Annotated in this window: 23 protein-coding genes and 1 riboswitch; of the genes, 11 read left to right on the forward strand and 12 right to left on the reverse strand. The window is 74.5% G+C overall.

The features are described from left to right. Positions 1-102: 102 nt before the first annotated feature. Positions 103-966, reverse strand: a complete 864-nt coding sequence (locus tag F8568_RS15275; protein WP_151594201.1) for an NAD(+)/NADH kinase — start codon at positions 964-966, stop codon at positions 103-105. Positions 967-995: 29 nt separating this feature from the next. Next, complete coding sequence (locus tag F8568_RS15280; protein WP_151594202.1) at positions 996-1,763, reverse strand: TetR family transcriptional regulator; 768 nt, start codon at positions 1,761-1,763, stop codon at positions 996-998. 170 nt (positions 1,764-1,933) lie between these two features. Between F8568_RS15280 and F8568_RS15285 the strand changes: the two genes are divergently transcribed. Next, positions 1,934-3,187 (forward strand): hypothetical protein, encoded by a 1,254-nt coding sequence (locus F8568_RS15285; protein ID WP_202124970.1) that lies wholly within the window; start codon positions 1,934-1,936, stop codon positions 3,185-3,187. Positions 3,188-3,265: 78 nt separating this feature from the next. Here F8568_RS15285 and F8568_RS15290 read toward each other — a convergent pair whose 3' ends face one another. Next, positions 3,266-4,009 carry a DUF4261 domain-containing protein gene (locus F8568_RS15290; protein WP_151594203.1) on the reverse strand — a complete coding sequence of 248 codons (744 nt, stop codon included), beginning with the start codon at positions 4,007-4,009 and terminating at the stop codon, positions 3,266-3,268. A gap of 299 nt (positions 4,010-4,308) precedes the next feature. On the opposite strand from F8568_RS15290, the gene F8568_RS15295 reads away from it, so the two are divergent. Further along, the gene (locus F8568_RS15295) at positions 4,309-4,944 is read left to right on the forward strand and encodes a hemerythrin domain-containing protein (RefSeq protein WP_151594204.1); all 636 of its coding nucleotides are present in this window, start codon (positions 4,309-4,311) and stop codon (positions 4,942-4,944) included. Between the two features lie 132 nt (positions 4,945-5,076). Beyond that, the gene (locus F8568_RS15300; RefSeq protein WP_151594205.1) at positions 5,077-6,132 is read left to right on the forward strand and encodes a cytochrome b; all 1,056 of its coding nucleotides are present in this window, start codon (positions 5,077-5,079) and stop codon (positions 6,130-6,132) included. 30 nt (positions 6,133-6,162) lie between these two features. On the opposite strand, the gene F8568_RS15305 is transcribed toward F8568_RS15300, so the two are convergent. Then, entirely contained in the window at positions 6,163-6,726 is a 564-nt protein-coding gene (locus F8568_RS15305) for a TetR/AcrR family transcriptional regulator (protein ID WP_151594206.1), read from the reverse strand. A 102-nt stretch (positions 6,727-6,828) separates the two neighbouring features. Here F8568_RS15305 and F8568_RS15310 point away from each other — a divergent pair, with 102 nt between their 5' ends. Then, complete coding sequence (locus tag F8568_RS15310; protein ID WP_151594207.1) at positions 6,829-7,215, forward strand: DUF3291 domain-containing protein; 387 nt, start codon at positions 6,829-6,831, stop codon at positions 7,213-7,215. Between the two features lie 20 nt (positions 7,216-7,235). Here F8568_RS15310 and F8568_RS15315 read toward each other — a convergent pair whose 3' ends face one another. From F8568_RS15315 to F8568_RS15325, 3 genes are all read right to left on the reverse strand, one after another. Continuing rightward, positions 7,236-7,949 (reverse strand): Crp/Fnr family transcriptional regulator, encoded by a 714-nt coding sequence (locus tag F8568_RS15315; protein WP_151594208.1) that lies wholly within the window; start codon positions 7,947-7,949, stop codon positions 7,236-7,238. A 122-nt stretch (positions 7,950-8,071) separates the two neighbouring features. Further along, positions 8,072-8,860, reverse strand: a complete 789-nt coding sequence (locus tag F8568_RS15320; RefSeq protein WP_151594209.1) for a DUF427 domain-containing protein — start codon at positions 8,858-8,860, stop codon at positions 8,072-8,074. Positions 8,861-8,919: 59 nt separating this feature from the next. Beyond that, positions 8,920-10,224 (reverse strand): erythromycin esterase family protein, encoded by a 1,305-nt coding sequence (locus tag F8568_RS15325; RefSeq protein WP_151594210.1) that lies wholly within the window; start codon positions 10,222-10,224, stop codon positions 8,920-8,922. A gap of 245 nt (positions 10,225-10,469) precedes the next feature. Here F8568_RS15325 and F8568_RS15330 point away from each other — a divergent pair, with 245 nt between their 5' ends. Together F8568_RS15330 and F8568_RS15335 are read left to right on the forward strand one after the other, a co-directional pair. Next, a complete protein-coding gene (locus F8568_RS15330) occupies positions 10,470-11,594 on the forward strand; it encodes a DUF2637 domain-containing protein (protein WP_151594211.1) in 1,125 nt (374 codons plus the stop codon). Positions 11,595-11,784: 190 nt separating this feature from the next. Further along, positions 11,785-12,753 carry a hypothetical protein gene (locus tag F8568_RS15335; RefSeq protein WP_151594212.1) on the forward strand — a complete coding sequence of 323 codons (969 nt, stop codon included), beginning with the start codon at positions 11,785-11,787 and terminating at the stop codon, positions 12,751-12,753. Positions 12,754-12,862: 109 nt separating this feature from the next. Here F8568_RS15335 and F8568_RS15340 read toward each other — a convergent pair whose 3' ends face one another. Further along, positions 12,863-14,575, reverse strand: a complete 1,713-nt coding sequence (locus F8568_RS15340) for an MFS transporter (protein ID WP_328600890.1) — start codon at positions 14,573-14,575, stop codon at positions 12,863-12,865. A 236-nt stretch (positions 14,576-14,811) separates the two neighbouring features. Here F8568_RS15340 and F8568_RS15345 point away from each other — a divergent pair, with 236 nt between their 5' ends. The 3 genes from F8568_RS15345 to cobM are packed head-to-tail and all read left to right on the forward strand — an operon-like array spanning position 14,812 to position 17,196. Continuing rightward, positions 14,812-15,222, forward strand: coding sequence for a pyridoxamine 5'-phosphate oxidase family protein (locus F8568_RS15345; protein WP_151594213.1), 411 nt, complete (start codon positions 14,812-14,814; stop codon positions 15,220-15,222). Further along, positions 15,215-16,459 (forward strand): precorrin-6y C5,15-methyltransferase (decarboxylating) subunit CbiE, encoded by a 1,245-nt coding sequence (cbiE, locus tag F8568_RS15350; RefSeq protein WP_151594214.1) that lies wholly within the window; start codon positions 15,215-15,217, stop codon positions 16,457-16,459. Before F8568_RS15345 ends, cbiE begins: the two co-directional genes overlap by 8 nt. After that, a complete protein-coding gene (cobM, locus tag F8568_RS15355) occupies positions 16,456-17,196 on the forward strand; it encodes a precorrin-4 C(11)-methyltransferase (RefSeq protein ID WP_151594215.1) in 741 nt (246 codons plus the stop codon). The genes cbiE and cobM overlap by 4 nt, the downstream gene beginning before the upstream one ends. A 72-nt stretch (positions 17,197-17,268) precedes the next feature. Here cobM and F8568_RS15360 read toward each other — a convergent pair whose 3' ends face one another. After that, on the reverse strand, positions 17,269-18,306 hold the full coding sequence (locus F8568_RS15360; RefSeq protein WP_328600891.1) for a cobalt-precorrin-5B (C(1))-methyltransferase: 1,038 nt from the start codon (positions 18,304-18,306) through the stop codon (positions 17,269-17,271). Positions 18,307-18,323: 17 nt separating this feature from the next. Here F8568_RS15360 and F8568_RS15365 point away from each other — a divergent pair, with 17 nt between their 5' ends. Beyond that, positions 18,324-19,094 (forward strand): cobalt-precorrin-6A reductase, encoded by a 771-nt coding sequence (locus F8568_RS15365; protein ID WP_328600892.1) that lies wholly within the window; start codon positions 18,324-18,326, stop codon positions 19,092-19,094. Here F8568_RS15365 and cobJ read toward each other — a convergent pair. From cobJ to F8568_RS48125, 3 genes are read right to left on the reverse strand one after another with little or no spacing between them, the layout of a single operon-like run. Beyond that, entirely contained in the window at positions 19,082-20,584 is a 1,503-nt protein-coding gene (gene cobJ / locus F8568_RS15370; protein ID WP_151594217.1) for a precorrin-3B C(17)-methyltransferase, read from the reverse strand. The genes F8568_RS15365 and cobJ overlap by 13 nt on opposite strands. Continuing rightward, positions 20,584-21,204, reverse strand: a complete 621-nt coding sequence (locus tag F8568_RS15375; RefSeq protein WP_151594218.1) for a precorrin-8X methylmutase — start codon at positions 21,202-21,204, stop codon at positions 20,584-20,586. The genes cobJ and F8568_RS15375 overlap by 1 nt, the downstream gene beginning before the upstream one ends. Then, a complete protein-coding gene (locus F8568_RS48125) occupies positions 21,201-22,349 on the reverse strand; it encodes a precorrin-3B synthase (protein ID WP_151594219.1) in 1,149 nt (382 codons plus the stop codon). Before F8568_RS48125 ends, F8568_RS15375 begins: the two co-directional genes overlap by 4 nt. 115 nt (positions 22,350-22,464) lie before the next feature. After that, a riboswitch (cobalamin riboswitch) is annotated at positions 22,465-22,582 on the forward strand. Positions 22,583-22,645: 63 nt separating this feature from the next. On the opposite strand from F8568_RS48125, the gene cobN reads away from it, so the two are divergent. Further along, positions 22,646-26,197, forward strand: a complete 3,552-nt coding sequence (cobN, locus tag F8568_RS15385; protein ID WP_151594220.1) for a cobaltochelatase subunit CobN — start codon at positions 22,646-22,648, stop codon at positions 26,195-26,197. The last annotated feature ends 1 nt before the right edge of the window (position 26,198 follow it).

Below are 26,198 nucleotides of genomic sequence, written 5' to 3' on the forward strand. Positions count from 1 at the left end.
CCATCGGCGGCCCCGGAAGTTCGCGGTGGTTCGCGGACCTGTTCGGGGCGGTTCTGCCGCGGCGATGCGGTATGACGTGGGTGCGCGGCCTGATGGAACCGCCTAGTCCGCTTCGGCGCTGCCGCTGACGCGCAGCTTGCGGCGGGCGCGCTCGTAAAAGGTCGTCCCGCCGAGCCGGACGACCCGGGCGGCGCCGCGGGCGGCGGTGACCCGCAGCCGGTCCCCCGCCTTGAGCTCGGCGGCGATCGCGCCGTCGACCTCCACCGCGAGGGTCCCCGACGTCGGCAGCAGGGTCAGGTCGACGTCCTCGTCCGCCGACAGCATGACGGCGCGGTTGAACGTCGAGTGCGCCGCCGCCGGCACCACCAGGAAGCCCTCGACGGCGGGCGAGACGATCGGCCCGCCGGCGGAGTAGCTGTAGGCGGTCGAGCCGGTCGAGGTCGCCACGATCACCGCGTCGCCCGCGTACCGGACGAACGGGTGGCCCTGCACCGCCACCTCCACCGCCGCGAGCCCGTCGCCCGGCATCCGCACCAGCGCGATGTCGTTGAAGGCGGAGACGACCCGCCCGCCGGGCAGCCGCATGCACACCGCCATCCGCGGTTCCACCTCGTAGCGGTGCTCGTCGATGCTGGTCAGCGCGGTGCCCAGCCCGTCCACGTCGATCTCGGCGAGGAACCCGAGGCGGCCGAGGTTGACGCCGAGCACCGGCGTCGCCGGCCCGGCCGCGAGCCGCATGCTGCGCAGCATCGTCCCGTCGCCGCCGAGGCTGACGAGCAGGTCCGCGCGCTCGGCGAGCGCGGCGGCCTCGACCGGCACGGCGCTGCAGTCGATCCGGCCGATCTCGTCGGGCAGCCCCAGCACCGCGCCGCCGCGCCGGCCCGCCCAGCCGACGATCGTGTCGACGGCGGCCTTGGAGTCGCGTTCGGGATGCAGGACGAGCCCCACGGTGTGCACCATGCCCATGCCAGCACCGTACGGCCCCGGGGTGCGGTTCAGCCGTCGTCCGGGAGCGGCGCGGCGAGGATTCGCAGCAGGATCGCGGTGAGCGGGCCGTGCAGGCCGGGCAGGCCGGGCAGGGCCGCCGCGTCGCCGGCGCAGACGTGCGCGGTGATCAGCTCGGCGATGGCGCCGACCGCGGCACGGTAGGCGGGCTCCTCGACGGGCGGCCATTCGGGGTGGCGTTTCGCGGCGTGCTCGCGCCACAGCCGCAGCACGTCCGCGACCGCCCCGTAGGCCTTGTTGCGCCCCTTGAGCGCGCGCGGGCCGACGGCCGGCAACTCGACCAGGATGCAGCGCGCGTACTCCGGCTCGCGCGCGCACAGCGCCAGGTACGAGCGCAGGCCCGCCTGCAGGACGGCCAGCGACGACGGCTTCTCGCCGAGGCCCTTCGGCGCGTTCATCAGCTCCCGCAGCACCACCTTCTGGGCGTCGGCGAGCGCGGTGAGGAAGCAGTCCTCCAGCCCGGTGAAGTGGTCGTAGAACGCCTTGCGGGACACGCGGGCGCGGGCGACGACCACCGCGACGGTGGTGCTGGGGTAGCCCAGCTCGGCGACCGCGGAGATCACCGCGCCGAGCAGCCGCTCTCGCTGCGCCTTGCGGACGACCGGGGCGGGCAGGCTGCTGCGCCCGCGGGGCAGGCCGGGACGCGCCGGGTCGTAGACCTCGGCCAGCCGGAGGCCGCCGGATCGCCGATCACCGGACCGCGGGCCGCCGGAGGAGGCGCCGTCGTCAGGGGGCCGCTGTCGTTCGATGCCGCGCATTGTAGTGGGCGGGCGCCGGCCGGCCACGCGGCCGGGCGTGGCGTTTCTATGGGCGGTTGCTAAGCGCTCCGAAGCGTTTCCGCATCACCCTCCGTATCCCGCGCCATCGGCCCGGGTTCACCATGTCCGGGACCCACAGGTACGTATGCGTACTTCTGAGAGGAGTCCCCATGAGAGTCGGACAGGCGGGCGCCGCGGCGGCCGGGCGCGGCCGGCTGCGGCGTTCCCTCGCCGCCTGCTCGGGCGCCGCCCTCGCGGTGATCGCGTTCGTCCAGGCGCCGCCCGCGCACGCGCTGCCGCCCGAGGACGTGCCCGCCGTCGGGGTGGACACCGGCCGGTTCAAGCTGCCGATCGGCTGCACGATCAGCCTCGGCGGGCTGCCGGTGTTCTACCTGCCGACGGACGTGGACGTGCAGGGCGTCGCGCCCGTCCAGCTCGGCCCGGGCCAGCAGTTCTACCTGTCGCAGGGGTCGGGCAGCATCACGTTCCCGTCCTGGCTGACCTCGCTGGCGCCGGTCCTCGGCATCGACAAGGCGGACGCGAAGATCACGGATCTGAGCATCGGGGCGAGCGACTCCACCCCGTCCAGCATCAACATCGCGGCGGGCGAGCCGTTCGAGATCGACGACATCGCGATCCAGGCCGGGCAGCCGCTCAAGGTGGGGCTGCCGCTGACCGGGACGTTCGACGTCGGCCCCTACACCGCGCCGAACAGCGGCAAGGTCACGCTCGCGTTCGAGCACGCCTACGCCGAGGTGAACCTGAAGTCGTCGGCCGGGTTCAGCCTGCCGATCACCGCCGACTGCAAGCCGTCGGCGGGCAACGCGCTGCTGACGATCGCGGTCGGCGGCGCGGCCGGGCAGCCCCCGGCGAAGATCACCGGTGCGCCGCTGAACTTCCCCGAGCCCGCCTCGAACGAGCTGGTCGGTATCATCAACGCGCCGTACGCGTGCAAGGTCGGCGCGGACACCCTCGACGTCGGGATCGCGGTCGGCGCGCACATCCCGCTGGTGGCCGAGCGCGGCAGCGCGTTCTCCTTCACCGAGGCGAGCGGCGCGCTGGTGATCCCGGCCGGCACCGTGAACAAGCTGATCGACAAGGGCTACACGTCCGCGTCCGGCAAGGTCACGGCGCTGAACCTGGCGGTCGAGGGCGGCACGCCCGCGACGCAGAACGTCATCCCGGCGAGCGGCATCGCCATCCCGAAGACGCCGCTGACGCGCGACAAGCAGATCACGGTGCCGCTGCCGAGCGACGGCACGCTGACCGCCGGACCGTTCACGCCGACCTCCTCGGCGACGAGCACCGCGGTCTCGCTCGGGTCGGCCGCCGCCGACCTGTCGTTCGACGGCGGATCCGCCGCCGCGGCGACCTGTGGCGCCCCCTCCCCCACGGTCTACCTGGTGGACAACCCGGTGACCTGACCGCCCGGCCGGCCGACCGGGCGACGGCGCCCCGCCGCCCGGCCGGCCCACGCCGACGCCCCCGCGCCCGCCTCGGTCTCAGCCCGGGGTGAGCCGCCAGTAGCCGTGCGGGTTGTGGAAGAAGTCGTCCTCCGCGAACCGGTCGCACGGCCCGTGCCGCAGCACCCAGCGCTCCGCGCCGTCCTCCAGCGCGAACGTCTCGCCGTCGTGCAGCTCCCGCGTCCGCTGCTCCATCAGCAGGTAGAGCGCCAGCCCGTCGATCAGCTCGAGGACGTCGTCGGGGTGCGGGTCGCCCGGGTGGTCCAGCTCGACGTCCGGGGCGCCGAGCAGGTGCATGCCGCAGCTGAAGTACAGCGCGCCGGTCGTGATCGGCCGCTTGACGCACGCCTGGTACAGCGGGACGGCCGCCTCCTGGCCCGCGTACGCCTTGTAGGCGAGGTCGAGCCAGCGGTCGCGGCCGTGCGCGAGGCCGTTGCTCTCGTTCTTCACCGCGGTGGCGCCGGAGCGCAGCAGCTCGGCGGTCAGCGCGAGGGTGCGGCGGGCGACGGTGAACGCGACGCCGGGACGCGCCGGGGGCGACAGCAGGTAGGCGACGGTGTCGTGGTCGCGCACCGCCGCCCAGTCCCGGCCGGTGAAGGAGGCGCCGGCGCCGCACGCCTCGAACGCGGCCGGCATCCGCGGGTCCGGAGCGTTCCCGGAGTAGTCCCAGTCGAGCTCGAAGCCCTCCTTCGCGGCGATCGCCTCGACCTCGCCGAGGTCCAGTCCGGTGCCGAGAACACAGAGGACATGCCGGGAGTCCACCGACGTCTGCTCATCAATCATCAGGCGGCAGGGTACGCGAAGATCGTGGTCATGGCAGAGGTTCGCCCGATCGTCCGGCCGCTGCACGCCCGGCTCCCCTGCCGCCGACGGCGTGCGCCGCCTCCCGCGTGGAGCGGCCCCGGGGCGGGGCCGCATCAGCGGGGCGCGGCGGGGGAAGGGTGATTACATGGACTTATGACACCGTCCGGGCGAGCGCGATGTGGGGCAGGTCACAGCCGGCCGGCCCCAGATTCGCGTCACGTTCGGCGGCACTGATCCATCTTCTCTGTGACGGGTCGTACGGAGGGTTTGGAGGGGGCATGGGCGCCGTACCGGAGAGCAGCACGCCGCGGCGGTTCAACCTGACCATGCTGAACGCCGCCTACGACGCGTTCCGGCGGGACATGGCCCGGATGTCGGCCGCCGCCGCGGACGCGGCGCCGGAACCGGGGCGGGTCGCCCGCGGATGGGCGATGTTCCGCCGGCACTGGCTGGCCCAGGAGGCCGCCGAGCAGCGCGCGTTGTGGGCGGTGATGCGCGGCCGGGAGCGTCCGGCCGTGTTCGAGGCGCTGGAGCTGCGCGCGTTCCGGGTCGTGCCGCTGCTGGACGGGGTGGACGCGGCGCTGGAGCACGGCGACCGGCGCGCCCTGTGCCAGTACGCGCGGGCGCTTCCGGCGGCGGTGAGCGACCTCCTGGACTACAAGGAGACGGAGATGCTGCCGCTGATCCACCGCGTGCTGACCCCGTTCGAGTGGGGGACCTTCGACGTCGAGATGCGCCGCGAGCTGGGCATGCGGGGGCTGGCCTCGTTCGTGCCGTGGCTGCTGGACGGGGCGCCCGACGCGACCGCCCGCGCGGTGATGCGGCTGCTTCCGCCGCCGTTCCGGGTGCTGTACCGGGCGCGCTGGCTGCCGCGCTACCGCCGCCGGGAGAGGTGGGCGGTGCCCGCCTCCTGAGCCTGCACCGCCTGAGCCTGCACCTCTGAGCGGCGCGGTGTGACGGGCGACACATCCCGGGATGTCACGTTTCGCCGGGCTTGATCGGTCTTATGCGCAGAACCGGTCCAGACCGACGAAAGGACGGCGTCGATGGCGGACCCGGGCACCGACATCGTCCCGCGGCTGTACGTCGTGCACGTGCTGCTGATCCCGGGGATCCTGGCGGCGCTGATCCCGCTGCACGCGGTGGTGCTGACGTGGCGGCAGACGCACACCCAGTTCCCGGGCAAGGGCAGCACGAACACGACCGTGCGCGGCTACCCGTTCTTCCCGGTGTTCGTGGCGAAGACCACCTCGCTGTTCCTGTGGGTGCTCGGGGTGACGGTGCTGCTCGCGGCGTTCGTGCAGATCAACCCGGTCTGGCTGTTCGGCCCGTACGACCCGGGCGCGATCAGCGCGGGCTCGCAGCCGGACTGGTACATGGGCTGGCTGGAGGGCGCGCTGCGGATCATGCCCGCGTGGGAGGTGAGCGCGTGGGGCCACACGGTGACGCTGAGCGTGCTCGTGCCGGCGCTGGTGGTCCCGGGGCTGCTGTTCACCGGCCTGGCCGTCTACCCGTTCCTGGAACGGTGGGTCACCGGCGACCCGCAGATCCACCACCTGCTGGACCGGCCCCGCGACGTCCCCGCCCGGACCGGGATCGGCATGGGCGGCGTCGTGTTCTACGGGGCGCTGTGGGCGGCCGGCGGCAACGACGTCGTCGCCGACCGGTTCGACGTCCCGCTGTACTGGACCACCTGGTTCTTCCGGTTCCTGGTCGTCCTCGGCCCGGTGCTGGCCTACGTCGTGACGTACCGGATCTGCGTCGGGCTGCAGCGCCGCGACCTCGCGCTCGTCGAGCACGGCCTGGAGACCGGCGTCATCCGCCGGTCGCCGGAGGGCCGGTACAGCGAGGTCGAGCGGCGCCTCCCGGCCGAGCGGACGGCCGCGATCACCGATCCGCGGCCGGCCCCGGCGGTCCCGCTGGACGTCCCGGCCGAGGCCGGCGGCGTCGAGAGCCCGCAGGCCCGGAGCCCGAAGGCGCGGATCCGCGCGGCCCTGAACCGGCGGTTCCGCGCCGATCTGGCCGTCGTCCCGCGCACCGCGCCGGACGCCCCCGAACTGGAGGAGGGCGCCTCCATCGAGACCGCGCCCGCGTCCCGCTGATCCGGGGCGCGCGGCAGAGCGACCGCCGGTTCAGACGGGCTTTTCGAACAGCAGGCGGATGACGGGCTCGGCGGCGGCCACGGGGTCGTCGCCGAGTTCGGCGGGCAGGGCGCCGCGGAGCCACAGCTCGGCGAAGCCGTGCACGATCGACCAGGCGGCGATCGGGGCGGTGAGGTCGCCGCTGGGGCGGCCGGGGGCGACGCTCCGGGCGCCGCGCGTGAGGACGCCGTCGGCGCGCGCGCGGGCGGAGGCGACCTCGGGGTCGTCCGCGCGGTACAGCTCGGGCCTGAACATGACCTCGAAGTACGCGCGGTGGTCGACGGCGAAGCGGATGTAGGCGAGCCCGACGTCGTGGAAGTCGTCGCCGGCGGCCTCGAGCGCGGCGGCGAACAGCGCGTACCCCTCGGCGGCGACGGCGGTGAGGAGCCCGGCCTTGTCGCCGAAGTGGTGGGCGGGGGCGGCGTGCGAGACGCCCGCGCGGCGGGCCAGCTCGCGCAGGCTCCATGTGGCCGGTCCGGATTCGGCGATCGCGTCCACGGCGGCCGCCAGCACGGCCCGCCGCAGATCGCCATGGTGGTAGGCGTCGTCGCTCATGCCGCCGATCCTATCTTTCCATTGACAAGTTCGCCGCACCGAGGCAATCTAGACATTGACAAGATTGCGCGCCCGCGCACCGCCCGAGCGAAGGACTCTCCCATGCCGACCCTGCCCTGGATCCCCGTGCGCGCCGCCGGCGCCGACGCCGAGGTGACCGTCATGGCGTCCCGGCTCGAGGTGCGCTCGCTGCGGCACGTGCCGGGCTTCCTCCTCGCCTCGATGTCCCTGCTGCGCCAGGCCCGCCGCGCCGACGGCGCGCACGGCGTCGCCCTCAGGGCCCAGCTGCTGAAGCGGACGTTCTGGACGCTGTCCGCCTGGCGCGACCAGAAGGCGATCCGCGCCTACGCCGCCGCCGAGCCGCACCGGTCGACGATGCGGGCCAAGCGCGCGGTGATGCGCGACTCCACGTTCGTCTTCTGGCAGGCGAAGGCCACCGACCTGCCGATCACCTGGGAAGAGGCGCGGCGGCGCATCGCCGAGCATTGACCCGCCCGGCTCCCGCGTCCCTAGCCCGGCGGCTCCGCGTCGTCGGCGAACGCGCGCAGGCCCGGCAGGTCGACGACGGTGATCCGGCGCCAGCCGGTGCGGATCAGCCCCGCGGCCCGCAGCCCCGTCATCGCGCGCGCGACCGTCTCGCGGGAGGCGTCCATCCAGCTGCCGAGCTCCTCCTGGGACAGCGGCGGCCCGATCGCGATCGACCCGTCCGGCGCGGGCGGCACGTGCTGCGCCGACCGCTCGGCGAGGTCGGCCAGCAGCCGCGCGAGCCGCTGGGTGCCCCGGCTGGCGACGTGCGCGCGCAGCCGCCGGTCGGAGTCGTCGATGCGCTGCACGAACGTGCCGGTGACGAGCATCCACACGTCCGGGTGCTCGTCCAGGAACCCGGTGAACCGGCCCGCCGGGACCACCAGCGCGCGCACCGGGGACAGCGCCGTCACCGTCGCCGACCGGGTGCGCCCGCCGAGCACCGCGCTCTCGGCGAGCAGGTCGCCCGGCCCGCGCACGGCCAGCACCACGTCGTGGCCGTCCTCGGTGGTCGAGGTGACCTTGGCCCAGCCCCGCTCGATGATGATCACGTGGTCGGACTCGTCGCCCTGGTACACCAGCGGCGCCTTGACCGGGAACTGGCGCGGCCGCGCGGCGGCGCGCAGCGCGATCCGCTGCGCGGCGTCGAGCGCGGCCCAGAACCCGGGCCGGGGAACGGACGGGGACGAGGGGGGCACGGTCGTCCTCCTTACCGGTCGCCGGGAATCTTGACATGCCCGCGGTCACCCCGCCGGTAAACCGGCTCACCTCGAAGTCGTCACACCCCCGGGCGCGTCGCGCTCACGTGCCGGACGGGCGCTCACGTGCCGGGCGGCGGCTCGGTCTCGACGGTCACGGCCTCGTGGTCGAAGCTCAGGTGGCCGCCGATCTTCGCCGCGTCGGTGAGCGGCTCCTCGTAGGACCAGGCCGCGTTCTCGGCGCCGTCCAGCGACCAGTACGTCGCCTCGCCCTTGTAGGGGCAGACGGTGCGCTTGCCGCTGCGGGTCAGCAGCTCGCGGCGCACGTCCTCGGCCGGGATGTAGAACCGGTTCGGCAGGCCCGTCTCCGACAGCAGCTTCGCCCGCCCGGTCTCCGCGACGACCTCGCCGTTCAGCAGCACCCGGACGTGCCGGGACGTGGCGCGCGCGTCGACCCGGTGGAACGGGTCGCGCAGGTGCCCGTGCACCTCCTCGTCCTCGTCGTACCAGGCGTCCATCGGGCCCCAGTAGAAGGCCATGTAGCCGCGCAGCCAGGACGATTCGGGCAGCGGTTCCGGGTAGCCCCACACCGCGTTCTCCGCGGCGCGGCCGCCGGCGCGGATCGTCCAGTACGCGGCGTCGCCCTTGAACGGGCAGTGCGTGGTGTGGTCGGTCCGCTCCAGCAGGTCCGTCCGGACGTCGTCCTCGGGGACGTACAGGACGGGCAGCAGCCCCGTCTCGTGCAGCAGCTTCCCCCGCTCGGTGTCGAACACGACCTCCCCGCCGAAGCGGGCGTGCACCCGGCGCGGGAAGTCGTGCATGAACAGCCGGTGCTTCGGCCCCTCGATGCGGAAGTTGACCTCGTCGCCGGGCGATCCGGCGAGCGGCCCGGGGCCCATGGTCAGCGTCATGCTCGTCTCCCTGCGTCGGCTCTGCTCACACGCCTGTCGGCCCTGCTCACACGCCCTGCTCACACGCCTGTGGGCATGGTCTCCAGCTCGCCGCGCCGCGCCGCCTCCAGGTGCAGCGGGGCGAGCGCCGAGGTGATCCGGAACCAGCACAGCGCGTCGTACCGGTCGGCGAGCCGCGTCGGGACGTACTGGCGCGGGTCGCGGTCCGGATCGTAGACGACGCCGATCGCGCGGTGCCCGAGCGTCCCGGTGAGGAAGGCGGGCATGTCGCGCTCGGGCGGCACCACGAACAGGCCGCGGTGCAGCTCCGACCCGGCGAGCACCGCCTCCAGCGACCCGTGCTCCGGCGGCGGGACGGTCATGACCTCCATCGGGTCGCCCCAGCTCGGCGCGGCGACCGCCTCGCCGGGGCCGCCCGCGAACCCGACGATCACGACGCGGTCGCGGCCGTGCCGCTCGCGGGCGAGCTGCCCGAGGTTCACCATGCCGGCGTCCGCCATGTCGGTGGCGCGCGCGTCGCCGACGTGGGTGTTGTGCGCCCACACGACGCCCTTGCCGGTCTGGCCGCCGTGGGTGTGGAAGTCCGCCAGCCGGTCGAAGGTGTCGGCCATGTGCACGTCGCGGACGTTCCACGACTCCGGCCCGCCGCCGATCATGGTGCGGTAGTAGCGCTCGGCGCCCGCGGCGATCTCGGCGTTCTGCCGGACGTCCAGCTCCTCGTCGGGGTCGCGGGAGTCGCCGTGGGAGACCGGGCGGCGCAGCCGGGTCAGCAGCGCCATGACCTCCTCGGCGCACCCGTCCGGGACCAGCGCGGTGTTCCACCCGTAGGACCGCGGGTCCTGGCCGTGCGGCTCGAAGCAGCGGTAGGCGTCCAGGGCCGTCCGCAGGTACTCGGGGCGGTGCTCGGCCAGGTGGTCGACGACGGCCCGCAGCGACTCCCACAGGCTGTAGACGTCCAGGCCGTAGAAGCCGGTCCGCCGGTCGGGCGGCAGGCCCGCGTTGTGCTCGCGCAGCCACCGGCAGAACCGGACGGTCTCCTCGTTGGCCCACATCCAGGTGGGCCAGCGTTCGAAGGCGTTCAGGGCGGTGCGCGGGTCCTCCGCGCCGCCGGGCGCCAGGGTGACCGACCGCCCGACACGGCGGCAGTCCGGCCAGTCGCCCTCGACGGCCACGAAGGAGAAGCCGCGCTCGGCGATCAGCCGGCGGGTGATCGCGGCCCGCCACGCGTAGTACTCGTGGGTGCCGTGGCTGGCCTCGCCGATCAGCACGCACGAGGCGTCGCCGATCCGGTCCAGCAGCGGGTCCAGGTCCTCTTCGTACTCCAGCGGCAGCGCGGCCCCGAGCACGTCGTCCGCGTCGCTCATGGTGTCCCCCTCCCCCAGGGTTCTCCGCGACGAAATCGACATTTCACTCAAATCGCTCCTGCTGTCGCCGTTCCCCGGATCCCCGGATCAATGCACGCCCCGGCCCGGATTCGGGCACCCCGCCGGACCGGCGGAGACCGACCGGTACACAGACGTAACTGGAATCCCCCACGAAACGCGCAGGGAATGGATAGTCTCCCTCCGATCACATTTGGTTAGGTAAGACAATCTGGAGCACCTGCCGCATGAGCGCTGCCAACCGGGTACAGGTCATCACACGGTGGGGGGCCATCGCCTTCATGGCGATCGCGGTCATGACCGCGACCGCGGGCGGCTTCGCCCAGTCCTACGCCGGGCTCTACCACTGGGCGCTGGAACACGGCCTGCGCGGATGGAAGGCCGACTCGTTCCCGCTGCTGGTCGACCTTTTCATCATCGTGGGCGAACTCGGCCTCTTCCTGCTCGCCGTCGACGCCTTCGTGCTGCGCCGCCGGGACATGATGAGCTGGCTGGACTTCTTCCTGCCGCTCGCCATCGCCCTCGCGGGTTGGACGGCCAGCCTCATCTTCAACGTCGGGCACGTCGGGCACCGGTCGTTCTCCTACCAGGCGACGGCCGCCGTCCCGCCGATCGTGTCGATGCTGGGCCTGTTCGTCCTGCTGCGAACACTGCACCGGTACGTCTCCCGCCAGTCCGCCGAGGAGGAGCCGAAGCCCGCCGAGCCCGCGCCGCGCGCCATCGCCGGCCCGGTCACGCTGCAGCAGATCACGCTGATGCCGCTGCGCAACACCGGGCCCTTCCCGCAGATCCAGGTGCCCGGCCACTCCGGCAAGGCGATCGAGTCCGGGACGAACGGCACCGCGAACGGCACGGCGAACGAAGCGGCGACCGCAAGGACCCGCGAGGCCGAACCGGCCGCCGCCCCGGCACCGTCCGCCGCCGCGCCCGCCTCACCGGCCGCCGCCCGCGAGCCCGAGCCGGCCCCCGCGCCCGAGCCGGATCCGGAGCTGGCCGCGGTCAGCGCCGCCGCGCGCGGCAGCCTCAACGGCCGCAGCGCGGTCGGCACCCCGCACGAGGAGCCCGCCCCCGGCCCCGACCCGGAGAACCTGCGCACCATCGTCATCGACGTCCTCGAGCGGCGGCACGGCGACATCGCCGCGACGCTCGCCGAGGTGCGCGCCGAGGGCTACACGTGCGACGAGGCCGAGATCCGCCGGATCAGCGACAACCACTGGTTCCCCTACGCGGTGTACCGGCTGCTGGCCAAGCACCACGGCGACGGCGAGCTGGTCGCCAGGGAGCTCGGCGAGCAGGGCATCGTCTACGACCAGGCGGCGCTGGACGAGCTCGTCCGCTCCTGGCGCGTCTGACGCGTCCGCACCACCGGCACCGCGAGCGCACCGCTCGTCCGGGACCGGCCGTCCGAAAGGGCGGCCGGTCCCGTCCGTTTCCGGGGCCATCGCGGCCCGCGGACGGTTTCCCCCGGACTCCGCACCGATCCCGTGCGACGCTGGACGCGCATCTCATGCCCATGCCGCATCAGCGATGCCGGGAGACATCATGAAGACGCAACTGCTCGCGGTGGCCGCCGCGGCCGCCCTCGGCGGCGCCCTCACCGGGTACCTGGTCGCCCCCTCGCCCGGCGACGCCGCCGCCCGCCCCGCCGCCGCCCTCGTCACCGGAACCCTGCACGCCGCGCTGAACATGCCGGCGGGCGACCGCGCGAAGGCCGCGGCGCTCGGCTACGACCTGTTCGACGTGGACCCCGACGCCGGCGAGATCGCCTCGCTGCCGAAGGGCGGCCGGGCGCTGCTCTGGGTCGGCAACACCACCTGCGGGGACTTCCAGCAGAACAGCGCGCCGGCGTTCGCCGACACGGTGAAGCGGTTCGCCGGCGACGACCGCGTGTACGGCTGGTACCTGTCGGACGAGCCGAACCCCGACCAGTGCCCGGACATCGCCGCGAAGCTGCGGCGGCGCGCCGACATCGTGCACCGGTACGCGCCGGGCCAGAAGGCGTTCGCGTCGCTGACGGACTGGCCGATGGGTCCGCTCAAGCCGTCGGAGACCCACCTCGACCTGATCGGGCTCGACCCCTACCCGTGCCGCTCCGGCCGCGGCGGATGCGACCTGAACGCGATCGACACGATGGTCGGCCAGGCGACCCGGGCCGGGTTCACCAAGAAGATGATCGTGCCGGTGTTCCAGACGTTCGGGCAGTCCTGCAGCGACGGCGAGAAGAACTGGCGGCTGCCGCGCGCGGGCGAGATGAGGGCGATCCTCGCCCGGTGGGACCGGCTCGTCCCGCGGCCCGCGTTCGACATCAGCTACTCGTGGGGCCGGCAGGACGCCTGGGCGTGCCCCGCGCTCGCCGACGCCGACGGCAGCGGCGGCAACCCCGACCTGCAGGCGGTCATGCGGAAGCACAACCTGCGCCGCACCGGCCCGGGCGTCCCCGAGCGGGATCCGGCGCCCGCGCCGAGCCCGACCGCCACCACCGGCTCCTGCCCGGAACCGGCGAAGCCGTAGCCGCGCAAGGCGGAACCCCCGGCCGCGGGAGGCGGCCGGGGGTTCCGGGGCGGGGCTGCGTGCGGCGGGCCGCGTCAGCGGTCCGCCGGGAGGGGGCGTTCTCGCCGGTTCACGCGGCGTCCTTCCCGGCCTTCACCGGCTCCGGCGCGTCCGCCGCCGTGTCGTCGTGGACGTAGCGGCGGCCGCGCAGCAGCGAGGCCAGCGCCGCGATCAGCGACATCGCGATCGCCATGGTGAACACGATCACCAGGCCGTGGTGGAACGGGTCGGAGATCAGGTGCGGGAAGTACGACCGGCCGGTCAGCGTGGCGACGTCGTGCGGGTCCATGCCCGCCAGCGCGTGGAAGGGCGTCAGCAGGTTCTGGATCGGGTTGTAGCCGAGGAACGCCGCGAACAGCGTGCCGACCGGCGGTGTCTGGCCGACCTGCGCGGCGACGTCGGGCGAGACGCCGTGCGAGGTCAGTCCGCCGGTCAGCGTCTTCGGCAGCGAGTTCGACAGCCCGGCGATCATCAGCGAGAAGAACACCCCGATCGACAGCACCATGCCGGCGTTCATGAAGGTGGCGCGCATGCCGGACGCGGCGCCGCGCTGCCCGGCCGGCACCGAGTTCATGATCGCGGTGGTGTTGGGCGCGGCGAACAGCCCGGAGCCGATCCCGTTGAGGAAGATCAGCAGCGCGAAGACCCCGTAGTTGAAGTCCGTCGGGACCAGCAGCAGGCCGAGGAAGGCCAGCCCGGACAGCACCAGCCCGCCCGAGGCGAACGCGCGGGCCCCGTAGCGGTCGGACAGGTAGCCCGAGATCGGCCCGGCCACCAGGAATCCGACGGTCAGCGGAAGCAGGTAGATGCCGGCCCACAGCGGGGTGTCCTCGAAGTCGTAGCCGTGCAGCGGCAGCCAGATGCCCTGCAACCAGATGATCAGCATGAACTGCATGCCGCCGCGGGCGATCGCGGCGAGCAGCCCGGCCGCGTTCCCGGCCGCGAACGCGCGGATCTTGAACAGGTCGAGGTGGAACATCGGCTCGTCGACCTTGGTCTCGATGTAGCAGAAGACCACGAGGACGGCGACGCCGCCGATGACGCCCGCCAGCACCCACGGGTTCGTCCAGCCCATGTCGTGGCCGCCGTACGGCTGGATCCCGTAGGTGATCGCGGCCAGCAGCGCGGTCAGCCCGACCGCGAAGGTCGCGTTGCCGATCCAGTCGATCTTGGCGCGGACGGCCCGGGTGGCCGTCTCGATCAGGCTGTGGTACGCCCAGACCGTCCCGACCAGCCCGATCGGGGCGGAGGCGAAGAACACCAGCCGCCAGTTGACCTCGCTGAGCAGGCCGCCGGCGACCAGGCCGAGGAACGTTCCGGCGATGCCGGCGACCTGGTTGACGCCCATCGCCATGCCGCGCCGGTCGGCCGGGAACGCGTCGGTGAGGATCGCGGCGGAGTTGGCCATCAGCATGGCGCCGCCGATGCCCTGGAACACCCGCCAGGCGATGAGCCAGACGGCGCCGGCGCTGCCGTGCAGCGGGTCCAGCCCGAGCATGATCGTCCCGACCGTGAAGACGGCGAAGCCGGCGTTGTACATCCGGACGCGCCCGAACATGTCACCGAGCCGGCCGAGCGTCACCACCAGCACCGCGGAGACGAGCATGTAGCCCATCAGGATCCACAGCAGGTAGCTGACGTTGCCCGGTTCCAGCGGGTTCAGATGGATCCCGCGGAAGATCGCCGGCAGCGAGATGATCACGATCGAGGAGTTGACCGTCGCGAGCAGCATGCCCAGCGTCGTGTTGCTCAGCGCGATCCACGGATAGTGCTTGGTCGGCACGCTCTCCCCTCCCCAGAGAAATAGTTTCTTGTGCTAACTAATCATATGATGGGATTTGTCCGCCAGCGCGGTACCGGGTGGCCCCTGTCACCTCCCGGCCCGGACGTTCTCCCCATCACTCCCCCATCACCGGACGGATCGCCGGGCGCGCGGCCGGCGGCCGGCCGCCCCGGCGAGTGCGCGGAGCGCCGCCGGTTTCTGGGATCCTGCTGATCACCCGGGACGAGAGGGACGAGATGCAGGGGACACGACACCGGCTGAGCCTGGATGACGAGCGGGTCCGGGAGTTCTGGCGGGAACGGCGGGTGTGCACGCTGGTCACGGTCCGGCCGGACGGCACGCCGCACGCGGTGCCGGTGGGCGCGACGCTGGACGCGGGCGCCGGGCTGGTGCGCGTGATCACCTCGGCCGGGTCGGCGAAGGCGCGGCACGTGCGGGCGGCGGGCGCGGCCGGGCTGCCGGTCGCGGTGAGCCAGGTGGACGGCCGGCACTGGGTCACGGTCGAGGGCCGGGCCGTCCTGCGGACGGACGCCGCCGCGGTCGCGGACGCCGAGCGCCGGTACGCCGAGCGGTACAGGCCGCCGCGCGCCAACCCGGAGCGGGTCGTCATCGAGGTCGCGGTGGGGCGGGTGCTGGGCAATGTCTGACGGGATCACCCGGCCCGACCTGCGGGTGGACGCACCCGGGCAGGCGGCGCCGGCGCCGGACGTCTGGGTCGTCGGGATCGGCGCGGACGGCTGGGAGGGCCTCACCGAGCCCGCTCGGGACGCGTTCCGCAAGGCTGACGTGATCATGGGCGGACCGCGGCAGCTCGGGCTGCTGCCGGACCTGGACGCCGAGCGGGCGCTGTGGCCGTCGCCGATGCTGCCGGGGCTGCCGTCGCTGTTCGAGGCGCACCGGGGCCGCCGGATCGCGGTCGCGGCGAGCGGCGACCCGATGTTCTACGGGGTGGGGACGGCGCTGGTCCGGCTGCTGGGCGCGCAGCGGGTTCGGGTGGTGCCGCACGCGTCGTCGCTGTCGCTGGCGTGCGCGCGGCTCCACTGGCCGGTGGAGGACACCGAGGTCGTGAGCGCGGTCGGACGGCCGCTGTCGGTGCTCGCCGCGGTGCTCGCGCCGCGCCGCCGGGTGCTGGTGCTGAGCGCGGGCGCGGACACGCCCGCCGAGGTCAGGGCCCTGCTGGACGAGCGCGGCTACGGCGCCAGCGAGGTGACCGTGCTGGAGCGGCTGGGCGCGCAGGACGAGCGCGTCGGCCCCGTCCCGGACGACCCCGCCGCGCTGAACGTCGTCGCGATCCGCTGCGACGGCCCTGGGACGCCGGTCGTGCCGGGCCTGCCGGACGACTCCTACGAGCACGACGGCCAGATCACCAAGCGGGAGGTCCGGGCGATCACGCTGGCGCGGCTGGGGCCGGTGCCGGGCGAGCTGCTGTGGGACGTCGGGGCGGGCGCCGGGAGCATCGGGATCGAGTGGATGCGCGCGCACCGGTCGTGCCGGGCGATCGCGGTCGAGGAGCGGGAGCGGCGCGCGGCGCGGATCGAGGCGAACGCGCGGGCCCTCGGCGTGCCGGGGATCCGGGTCGTCGTCGGGGAGGCGCCCGCCGCGCTGGCGGGCCTCCACGCACCGGACGCGGTGTTCATCGGCGGCGGCGTCACCGCGCCGGGGATGGTGGACGCGTGCTGGGAGGCGCTGCGGCCGGGCGGTCGCCTGGTCGTCAACGCCGTCACGATCGAGTCGGAGCGGGTGGTGACGCAGGCGCGCGAGCGGCTCGGCGGCGACCTGACCCGGATCGAGATCGGGCGCGCCGGGGCGGTCGGCGGGTTCACCGGCTGGCGGCCGATGATGCCGGTGACGCAGTGGGCCGTGACACGGGAGGACGGCCGGTGACCGTGCACTTCATCGGCGCCGGGCCGGGCGCCGCCGACCTGATGACCGTCCGCGGCCGGGACCTGGTCGCGGCGTCGCCGGTGTGCCTGTACGCGGGCAGCCTCGTCCCGCCGGAGGTGCTGGCGTGGTGCCCGGCGGGCGCGCGCCTGGTGAACACGGCGAGCATGGTCCTGGACGACATCGTCGCCGAGCTCGTCGCCGCGCACGAGCGCGGGCAGGACGTGGCGCGGCTGCACTCGGGCGACCCGTCGGTGTTCAGCGCGATGGCGGAGCAGATGCGGCGGCTGGACGCGGCGGGCGTGCCGTACGACGTGACGCCGGGGGTCCCGGCGTTCGCGGCGGCGGCGGCCGCGCTGGGCCGGGAGCTGACCGTTCCGGAGGTGGCGCAGACCGTCGTGCTGACCCGCACGTCGGCGCGGGCGACGCCGATGCCGCCGGGCGAGGACCTCGCGACGCTCGGCCGCGCCGGTGCGACGATGGTGCTGCACCTGGCCGTCCAGCGGATCGGGTCCGTGGTGGACGAGCTGGTCCCGAACTACGGCGCGGACTGCCCGGTCGCCGTGGTCGCCTACGCGTCGCGCGACGACGAGGTGATCGTCCGCGGCACCCTCGCCGACATCACCGCGAAGGTCCGCGAGGCGGGCATCGAGCGCACCGCGGTGATCATCGTGGGCCGCGTCCTGACCGCGGCGAACTTCACCGACAGCCACCTCTACTCCGCCGCCCGCCGCCGCTGAACACGTTCACTTGTGGCGTGTCGTGGTTATCCGGCCCTCCATAACCACGACACGCCACAACTCAACGACGGGTCAGGGGCCGGCGCGGCCGACTATCGTGCCGGCGCGGTCGATGACGACGACGTCGACCGCGACGGGCGCGCCGCGCAGGGTCGCCAGGGCCGTCTCGCGGGCGCGGGCCGCGACGAGGTCGCCGAGCGGAACGCCGGCGCGCCGGCAGATCTGGAGGGCGTCGAGCGCGGTGTTCGCGCGCCGGACGCGCTCGGCGGTCTCCGCGTCGCCGACCATGGCCGCGAGGACGCCGAAGTCGACCTGCGAGCGCTTGGAGTGCAGGTCGAGGTGCCCGGCCGCGAGCTTCGCGAGCTTGCCGATGCCGCCCGCGATCGTCAGCCTCGGCACCGGGTGGCGGCGCAGGTACTTCAGCACGGCGCCCGCGAAGTCGCCCATGTCGAGCAGCGCGTCCTCCGGCAGCCCGTGCAGCTCGGCGGCGACCCTCTCGGACGTGCTGCCGGTCGCGCCCGCGACGTGCTCGCGTCCCATCGCGCGCGCCACGTCCACGCCGCGCCGGATACTGTCGATCCACGCCGAGCACGAGTACGGGACGACGACGCCGGTCGTGCCGAGGATCGACAGCCCGCCGAGGATGCCGAGGCGCGGGTTCCACGTCCGGCGCGCCAGCTCCGCGCCGCCGTCGACGGAGATCTCCACGATGACGTCGGCGTCGCCGAGGACCTCGCGCATCATCCGGCGCGGCACCGGGTTGATCGCCGGTTCGCCCACGTCCAGGGGCAGGCCGGGGCGGGTGACGGTGCCGACGCCCGGGCCCGCGCGGAAGACGACGCCGCCGCCCGGCTCGCCGCGGCGCACGGTCGAGCGGACGAGCGCGCCGTGCGTCACGTCGGGGTCGTCGCCGGCGTCCTTGACGATCCCGGCCGTCGCGTACCCGTCGCCGAGCTCCTCGACGGCCAGCGCGAACGCGGGCGTCTGGCCCTTCGGCAACGTGATCTCGACGGGGTCGGGGAACTCGCCGGTCAGCAGCGCGGCGTGCGCGGCCTTGGTCGCGGCGGTCGCGCACGCGCCGGTCGTCCAGCCGTATCGGAGATCGCTCACGGCAATACCCTGGTCCCGTGACCCCGCCAGTGGAAGAGACCGGTGCCGGGGAGGGCAGGCGCGTTCTGCTGCTCGGCGGCACCGGCGAGGCGCGGCGGCTGGCCGGAGTCCTCGCCGGCGATCCCCGCTACGACGTGATCAGCTCCCTCGCCGGCCGGACCGCCGACCCGGACCTGCCGCCGGGCCGCACCCGGATCGGCGGGTTCGGCGGCCCGGACGGGCTCGCGGCCTGGCTCCGCGACGAGCGGATCGGCGCGGTCGTCGACGCCACGCATCCGTTCGCCGCGCTGATGACCGAGTCCGCCGTCGTCGCGGCGGCGCGGACCGGGGTCCCGCTGCTGGTGCTGCGCCGCCCCGGCTGGACGGAGGGACCCGGCGACGACTGGCGGCGCGTCCCGTCGCTGGAGGCCGCCGCGGCGGACCTGCCCGGCGAGCGCGTCTTCCTGACCACCGGCCGCAAGGACCTCGCCGCGTTCGCGGGCGACGCGCGCCGCTGGTTCCTCGTCCGGTCCGTCGACCCGCCGGAGCCGCCGCTGCCGCCCCGGATGGAGACGGTCCTCGCGCGCGGGCCGTTCACCGTCGAGGAGGAGCTGGCGCTGATGCGCGAGCACGCGATCGACGCGCTGGTCACCAAGGACAGCGGCAGCGCGATGACCTCGGCCAAGCTCACCGCGGCGCGGACGCTGCGGATCCCGGTGGTCATGGTCGACCGGCCGCCTGCGCCGGACGGCGTCCCGATCGCCGCGACGGTCGAGGAAGCGCTGGCCTGGCTCGCTCATGACGGGTAGCGGCGCGGCGTGAACACGGTCGTGCGGCCGTCGCCGCGCTCGGCGACGGTCGTCTGCGACGAGCCGACCAGCAGCAGCGTCCGCATGTCGACGCCGTCCGCGTCGAGGTCGCCGAGCCGGACGACCCGGACGCTCTCCTCCGGCCCGCCGACATCGCGCCCGATGACGACCGGCGTGTCCGGCGAGCGGTGCTCCAGCAGCACGTCGCGGGCCCTGGTGACCTGCTCCGTGCGGGTCTTCGACGCCGGGTTGTAGATCGCGATGACCAGGTCGGCGGACGCGGCGGCGGCGAGCCGGGACGCGATGACGTCCCACGGCTTCAGCCGGTCCGACAGCGACAGCACGCAGTAGTCGTGCCCGAGCGGCGCGCCGATTCGGGACGCGACGGCGTTCGCGGCGGTCAGCCCCGGCAGGACCCGCACCGGGACGTCCTTCCAGCGCTCCTCGGCGGCGACCTCCAGCACGGCGGCGGCCATCGCGAACACGCCCGGGTCGCCGGACGACACCACCGCCACGCGGCGTCCCCGCTCGGCGAGCGCGAGCGCGAACTCGGCCCGCTCGGACTCGACCCGGTTGTCGGACGCGTGCCGCTCCTGCCGGGGGTTCGCGGGCACCCGCGCCAGGTAGGGCGCGTACCCGACGAGGTCGTCGGCGGCGGCGAGGGCGTCCTGTGCCTCGGGGGTGAGCCAGTCGCGGCCCGCCGGGCCGAGCCCGACGATCGCGACCTCGCCCCGCCCCTCCCCCGGCGCGGCGGGTTCGGGCAGCTCTCGGCGGGTCCGCTCGTGCACCCGGCTCGGCAGGATCGCGACGGAGAAGTACGGGACGGTCTCCGGATCCACCTCGGCGAGCGGCAGCGCCCGCTGCCCGTCGGTGGTGGCGCGCTCGACGTACCAGGCGTCGTCCAGGCGGCCCGCCCCGTCCAGGGCCGCGCGGACGCCGCCGAACGTCCGGCCGAGCTTCAGCACGGCGGCCGAGTCGGTGGCCTCGAGATGCCGCCGCAGGTCATCGGGCGGCAGCGTGCCCGGCAGGACGGTCAGCACCTCGTCGCGCTCCACCAGCGGGCGGCCGAGTTCGGCGGACGCGGCGCTCACCGACGTCACGCCCGGCACGACCGTCGTCGGGTACCGGCCGGAGAGCCGCTTGTGCAGGTGCATGTACGAGCCGTAGAAGAACGGGTCGCCCTCGCACAGCACCACGACGTCGCGCCCGGCGTCCAGGTGCTCGGCGAGCCGCGCCGCGCACCGCTCGTAGAACTCCTCCAGCACCGCCCGGTAGTCGCCGGTCTGCTCGGTGGTGACCGGGTAGATCAGCGCTTCCTCGATCTGCCCTTCGCGCAGGTGGGGGGCCGCGATGCGGCGGGCGATGCTGCGCCCGTGCCGCGCCGCGTGGTGCACGACCACGTCGGCGGACGCGACGAGCCGGGCCGCCTTCACGGTGATCAGCTCGGGGTCGCCGGGGCCGAGCCCCACCCCGTACAGGTGTCCGGTCATCACTCTTCCTCGGCGGCGATGGCGTTGATCGCGGCGGCGGTCATCGCGCTGCCGCCGCGCCGCCCGCGCACCACCAGGTACGGCAGGCCGGACGCGGCGAGCGCGTCCTTGGACTCGGCCGCGCCGATGAACCCGACCGGGATGCCGAGCACGGCGGCGGGCCGGGGGGCGCCGTCCGCGACCATCTCCAGCAGCCGGAACAGCGCGGTCGGCGCGTTGCCGATCGCGACGACGGAGCCGTCGAGGCGGCCCCGCCACAGCTCCAGCGCGGCGGCGCTGCGGGTGGTGCCGAGCCGCTCCGCGAGCGCGGGCACGCGGGGGTCGCCGAGCGCGCAGACCACGTCGTTGTCCGCGGGGAGCCGGCGGCGGGTGACGCCGGCCGCGACCATCTGCGCGTCGCACAGGATCGGCCGCCCCGCGAGCAGCGCCTCGCGGGCCGCCGCGACGACGCCGGGCGCGTAGTCCAGGTCGCGCACCAGGTCGGTCATCCCGCACGAGTGGATCATGCGGACGGCGACCCGGGCGACGTCGTCCGGCAGCCCCGCGAGGTCCGCCTCCGCCCTGATGGTCGCGAACGACCGCCGGTAGATCTCCGCGCCGTCGCGGACGTAGTCGATCACTCGCTCCTCCGTGTCGTGGCGGCGGCGGCCGCCGTCGCCGCCAGGTCGTGGGACCGGGCGCGGACCTCGCCGCCGAGCCGCACCTCGTAGCCGCCGGGGACGGCCACGACCGCGACGTGCCGGTCGGCGGGCCGCCCGCACTGCCGCTCGCAGCCCGACCAGTGCACCGGCAGGCCGCCGCCGGCGCGGCGGGCGCGGGCCGCGTCCGCGCGCACGTCGGTGCGCGACTTCGCGCAGCCGGGACGGCCCGCGCAGGACGTCAGCCCCGCCCAGTCGGGTCCGGTGACCAGGCCAGGGAAGTGTGCCATGTCCGCGACGCCGGGAATGACGACGCCCCGCCACGGAGTGACGATGATCTCCTCGGCGGCGCCCAGCGCGGCCGGGTCGAGGCGGCCGAGCGGGACGAGCCCGGAGAACGCCGTCCGCCCGTCCCGCTGCGGGATCGCGCCGAGCGGCGTCCGGTACGGCGTCGCCGGAACGGGGACGGGCGCGCTCCGGTCGCCGGGCAGCGGGAGGTCGCGGCCGAGCTCGGCGAGCCGCCATTCGCTCGTCCGGACGCGCAGGAACGCGCGGGCGGAGTCCAGCGCGAGCGCGACGGCGTCCTTCGGACCGGCGCGCAGCCCGCTGTCCTTTCCGGCGAGGACCAGCGCGAACGCGTCCGGCGCCAGCGCGTACAGGGCGACGTCGGCGCGCAGCGCGATGACGTCGCCGCGCCCGTCGTCCACCGCGAACAGGAACCGGCCGGGCAGGGCGGCGAGGTCAGGGTCGGCGCACAGGCCCGCGTCCAGCTCCGCGACGACCGGCCGGACGTCCAGCAGCCCGCGGGCGTCGCGTCCGGTCAGCACGCTGCCGAGGATGTTGCGGACGCGTTCGTGCGCGGCGGACGGCAGCAGCCCCGCCTCGCGCAGCCGCTCGGCCAGCTCGGTCTCCGCCCCGCCGGCGAGCCCTCTGATCTGCAGGTTCGCGCGCGACGTCAGTTCGAGGAACCCGTCCCCCAGCTCCCTGGACGCCGCGGCGAGCGCGGCGAGCCGGGCCCGCGTCAGCGCGCCGCCGGGCAGCCGGACGCGCGCCAGCCCCCCATCGGCGGCGGCGTGCACCCGCAGAGCCCCCGGACACCGGTCCGGCTCCGAACGCGAAGTCGACACGCGAGGATCCTAAGGCCCGCCCCGAGAACGGGGACGACGCGCTCCGGCCGCGACCTCGGTGCCCGGACGCGCCGAACTCCGGGCGATCGGGTTAGGGTGTGGGCGGCGGCAAGGGAGGAAGCCGGTGCGAATCCGGCGCGGTCCCGCCACTGTCACCGGGGAGCGGACCCCATGCGAGGCCACCGCGCGAGCGGGAAGGCCGGGGCGAGCGGCGATCCGGGAGCCAGGAGACTCCGTGCCGCCGCTTTCCTGACCTGCGATTCGGGGCGAGGACCCCGGGTGAGGACGCGATCCGCGTGATCCTGCTGCTGTCCACCTCGGACACCGACCTGCTCAGCGCGCGCGCCAGCGGCGCCGCCTTCAGGCTCGCCAACCCGGCCCGCACGTCCGCGGACGATCTGCCCGCCCTGGTGGACGGCACCGACCTGGTGGTGGTGCGGCTGCTCGGCGGCCGGCGTGCCTGGGAGGAGGGCCTCGACGCGCTGCTCGCCGGACCGCGCCCCGTGGTGGTGCTCAGCGGGGAGCAGGCACCGGACGCCGAGCTGATGGAGCTGTCGACCGTCCCCGCCGGGGTGAGCGCCGAGGCGCACGCGTACCTGGCGCACGGCGGTCCCGGCAACCTGGCGGAGCTGTTCGGCTTCCTGTCCGACACCGTGCTGCTCACCGGGTTCGGGTTCGCTCCCCCGGCGCCCACCCCGACCTGGGGCGTGCTGGAGCGGGAGCAGGCGCCGGGCGATGGACCGGTCGTCGGCGTCCTGTACTACCGCGCGCATCACCTCGCCGGGAACACCGCGTTCGTCGAGGCGCTGTGCCGGGCGATCGAGGCGAAGGGCGGGCGGGCGCTCCCGGTGTTCTGCGCGTCGCTGCGCACCGCCGAGCCGGAGCTGCTGGAGACGCTCGGACGGGCCGACGCGCTCGTCGTCACGGTGCTCGCGGCGGGCGGCACGAAGCCGGCGTTCGCGGGCGCGGGCGGCGACGACGAGGCGTGGGACGTCGGCGCCCTCGCCGACCTGGACGTCCCGATCCTGCAAGGCCTGTGCCTGACCAGCGAGCGCGCCGCGTGGGAGGCCAACGACGACGGCCTGTCCCCGCTGGACACCGCGACGCAGGTGGCCGTCCCCGAGTTCGACGGCCGGATCATCACGGTGCCGTTCTCGTTCAAGGAGACCGACGAGGACGGCCTCAGCGTCTACGTCGCCGACGCCGAACGGGCCGCGCGGGTCGCGGGGATCGCGGTCCGGCACGGGCGGCTGCGGCACGTCCCGGCGCGGGACAAGCGGGTCGCGCTGATGCTGTCGGCGTACCCGACGAAGCACGCGCGGATCGGCAACGCGGTCGGGCTCGACACACCGGCCAGCGTCGTGAAGCTGCTCGCCGAGATGCGCGACCGCGGCTACGACGTCGGCGACGCGCTGCCCGCCGAGGGCGACGCGCTGATGCACGCGCTGATCGCGGCGGGCGGGCAGGACCCCGACTGGCTGACCGAAACGCAGCTCACCGGCAACCCCGTCCGCATCCCGGCGGCGCGGTACAAGGCCTGGTACGCGACGCTCCCGCAGGACCTGCGCGACGGCATCGAGCGGCACTGGGGCCCGCCGCCCGGCGAGCTGTTCGTCGACGACTCCCGCGACCCGGACGGCGAGATCGTCCTCGCCGCGCTGCAGTCCGGGAACGTCGTCGTGATGGTGCAGCCGCCGCGCGGGTTCGGCGAGAACCCCGTGGCGATCTACCACGACCCCGACCTGCCGCCGAGCCACCACTACCTGGCGGCGTACCGGTGGATCGCGGACGAGTTCGGCGCGCACGCGGTCGTGCACGTCGGCAAGCACGGGAACCTGGAGTGGCTGCCCGGCAAGTCCGCCGGGATGTCGGCGTCCTGCGGGCCGGACGCGGCGGTCGGCGACCTGCCGCTGATCTACCCGTTCCTGGTGAACGACCCGGGCGAGGGCACGCAGGCCAAGCGGCGCGCGCACGCCACGCTGGTCGACCACCTGATCCCGCCGATGGCGCGGGCGGAGAGCTACGGCGACCTCGCGCGGCTGGAGCAGCTCCTCGACGAGCACGCGAGCATCGCGGCGCTCGACCCGGCGAAGCTGCCCGCGATCCGCGCGCAGATCTGGACGCTGATCCAGGCCGCCCGCCTCGACCACGACCTCGGGCTGGACGACCGCCCGCACGACGCCGAGTTCGACGACTTCCTGCTGCACGTGGACGGCTGGCTGTGCGAGGTGAAGGACGTCCAGATCCGCGACGGCCTGCACATCCTCGGCGCCGCCCCGGCCGGCGGGACCCGCGTCGACCTGGTGCTCGCGATCCTGCGGGCGCGGCAGCTGTGGGGCGGCTCGGTGACGCTGCCGGGCCTGCGCGAGGCCCTCGGGCTGGCCGAGGACGGCGCCGCCCGGGCCGAGGTCGACGCGGTCGAGGAGCGGGCGCGGGCGCTGGTCGCCGCGATGGAGGAGCGCGGCTGGGACCCGGCCGCCGCGTCCGTCCTCGCGGACGGGCGGGTCGCCGACATCCTGCGGTTCGCCGCGACGGAGATCGTCCCGCGGCTGGAGCGGACCCGCGACGAGATCGGGATGGTGCTGCACGCCCTCGACGGCGGGTACGTGCCGGCCGGGCCGAGCGGGTCGCCGCTGCGCGGCCTGATCAACGTGCTGCCGACCGGCCGGAACTTCTACTCCGTCGACCCGAAGGCCGTCCCGTCCCGGCTCGCCTACGACACCGGCCGCGCGATGGCCGACTCGCTGCTGGACCGGTACCGCGAGGACACCGGCGAGTGGCCGCGCTCGGTCGGGCTGTCGGTGTGGGGCACCAGCGCGATGCGCACGTCCGGCGACGACATCGCCGAGGTCCTGGCGCTGCTCGGGGTCCGGCCGGTGTGGGACGAGGCGTCCCGCCGCGTCACCGGCCTGGAACCGGTGCCGCTCGACGAGCTGGGCCGGCCCCGGATCGACGTCACGGTCCGGATCAGCGGGTTCTTCCGCGACGCGTTCCCGCACGCCGTCGCGATGCTCGACGACGCCGTCCGGCTCGCGGCGGACCAGGACGAGCCCGACGAGATGAACTTCGTCCGCGCGCACGTCCGGGCGGACACGGCGGCGCACGGCGACGAGCGGCGGGCGACGCTGCGGGTGTTCGGGTCGCGGCCCGGCGCGTACGGCGCCGGGATCCTGCCGCTGATCGACAGCCGCAACTGGCGCGACGACTCCGACCTCGCCGAGGTGTACGCGGTGTGGGGCGGCTACGCCTACGGGCGGGGCCTGGACGGCGTCCCGGCGCGCGGCGACATGGAGAGCGCCTACCGGCGGATCAGCGTCGCCGCGAAGAACACCGACACCCGCGAGCACGACATCGCCGACTCCGACGACTACTTCCAGTACCACGGCGGCATGATCGCGACCGTGCGGGCGCTGACCGGGAAGGCGCCGAAGGCCTACATCGGCGACAGCACCCGCCCGGACGCCGTCCGCACCCGCACGCTCGACGAGGAGACGTCCCGCGTCTTCCGCGCCCGCGTCGTCAACCCGCGCTGGCTCGCGGCGATGCGGCGGCACGGCTACAAGGGCGCGTTCGAACTGGCCGCGACGGTCGACTACCTGTTCGGCTACGACGCGACCGCCGGGGTCGTCGCCGACTGGATGTACGAGAGGCTCGCGCGGACGTACGCCCTCGACGCCGAGAACCGGGCCTTCTTCAACGAGTCGAACCCGTGGGCGCTGCACGGCATCACCGAACGCCTCCTCGAAGCCGCCGACCGCGGCATGTGGGAGCACCCGGAACAGGACACCCTGGAAGCGTTGAAGCGCCTCTACCTCGAAGTCGAAGGCGACCTGGAGGACTCCGGCTGAG

This window comes from Actinomadura physcomitrii, from assembly GCF_008923205.2.
GTDB lineage: Bacteria > Actinomycetota > Actinomycetes > Streptosporangiales > Streptosporangiaceae > Spirillospora > Spirillospora physcomitrii.